1 protein-coding gene is annotated in these 1464 nt (G+C 56.8%); it reads left to right on the forward strand.

Going from position 1 to position 1464, the window contains the following annotated elements:
- The first annotated feature begins 90 nt into the window (after positions 1-90).
- The gene (locus tag AKG11_RS33485) at positions 91-1113 is read left to right on the forward strand and encodes an IS110 family RNA-guided transposase (protein ID WP_050747153.1); all 1023 of its coding nucleotides are present in this window, start codon (positions 91-93) and stop codon (positions 1111-1113) included.
- Positions 1114-1464 lie beyond the last annotated feature (351 nt).

Consider the following 1464-nt stretch of genomic DNA (forward strand, 5'->3'; position numbering starts at 1 on the left):
TTGCCACTGATGGGTTGGATGCCCCTCCCACCGGCATCGCATTGTGCCAAGATGGTGATGCGTTACGTCACCAACACGGAGGAGGCATCCATGGAGGAAGTTAGCATCGTTGGCGTCGACCTTGCAAAGCAGGTTTTTCAAGTACACGGCGCAGCAGCAGATGGTCGGGTTTTGTTTCGAAAGAAGCTGTCGCGGTCGCAGTTTCCGAGATTCATGGCCGGACTTCGGCCGTGTGTGGTTGCGATGGAGGCGTGTGGTACGGCGCATTATTGGGGCCGAGAGTTGGCAAGCATGGGCCATGACGTTCGACTCATTCCACCAGCCTATGTAAAGGCCTTCGTCAAAAGGCAAAAGAACGATGCGGCTGACGCCGAGGCTGTAGCAGAGGCTGCAATGCGACCGACGATGCGGACCGTCGCTGTAAAGACGTCTGAGCAGCAAGCTCGTGCAATGTTATTCCGGACCCGCGATCTTCTCGTCGGTCAGCGAACGCAAATGGTGAACGCCCTACGAGGCCACCTAGCGGAGCACGGTATTATCGTGGGCAAAGGATTAGGCAACGTGGAGCGGCTCGCGACGCTCATTACGTCGGACGATTTGCCTGAGCTGGTACAGACCATGGGACGCCTTTATCTCAGTCAGATCGCTCAGTTGCACGAAGAGATTGATCAGATCGATCGTCGTATCGCCGCGGAAGCAAAACAAAGCGACATCGTTCGACGGCTGCAGAAAGTGCCAGGCATCGGCCCGATCTGCGCGATGGCAATCACTGCCTTCGCGCCGTCGATGGAGGAATTCCGGCGCGGTCGCGATTTTGCTGCCTGGCTTGGCCTTGTCCCCCGACAGCACTCGAGTGGAGGCAAGCAAAAGCTCGGCCGTACCTCGAAGATGGGCCAGCGAGATATCAGAAGACTTCTGATTATAGGCGCGATGTCTGTTGTGCATTGGAAGGGCCGAGGTGGTGGAAGACCGGGTTCTTGGCTCTCGAATATGCTGGGCCGAAAGCCGCGCATGCTGGTGGCGATTGCGATGGCAAACAAGCTGTCGCGGATCGTCTGGGCAATGCTCGCGCGCAATCAAGATTACCGAGATCCAAGCGGAGCGGTCTGCTGAGGGCAGACGTTCTGATTGGATTGCCGGCGATGTGAGGAGGACGTGATCCGCATGGGCAAATGATCGAACAGATCGGGGTTGGATAAACCAGTAGTTCTCAGGGAGCTCGGAGCTCGTTCCACTGATATGGAATCCAATCCGCGTATCACCATACCGGCCCGCGGCATGTCATGGCCGCAACATGAGGTCTAAAACATGTACGCACCCGATCACTCGCTCCAGCGGTAAAAAGTCCTTGCATCGAAAGGGGCATCCAAACATGAGAACTGATGGAGTGGATGCCCCCTCCCGACGGCATCGCAATGTGCCAGAGTGATGTTCGCCAGAACGTCACTTAGAGGAGAGAGCATC

The sequence above is a fragment of the Shinella sp. SUS2 genome, from assembly GCF_001262505.1.
In the GTDB taxonomy this organism is placed as follows: domain Bacteria; phylum Pseudomonadota; class Alphaproteobacteria; order Rhizobiales; family Rhizobiaceae; genus Shinella.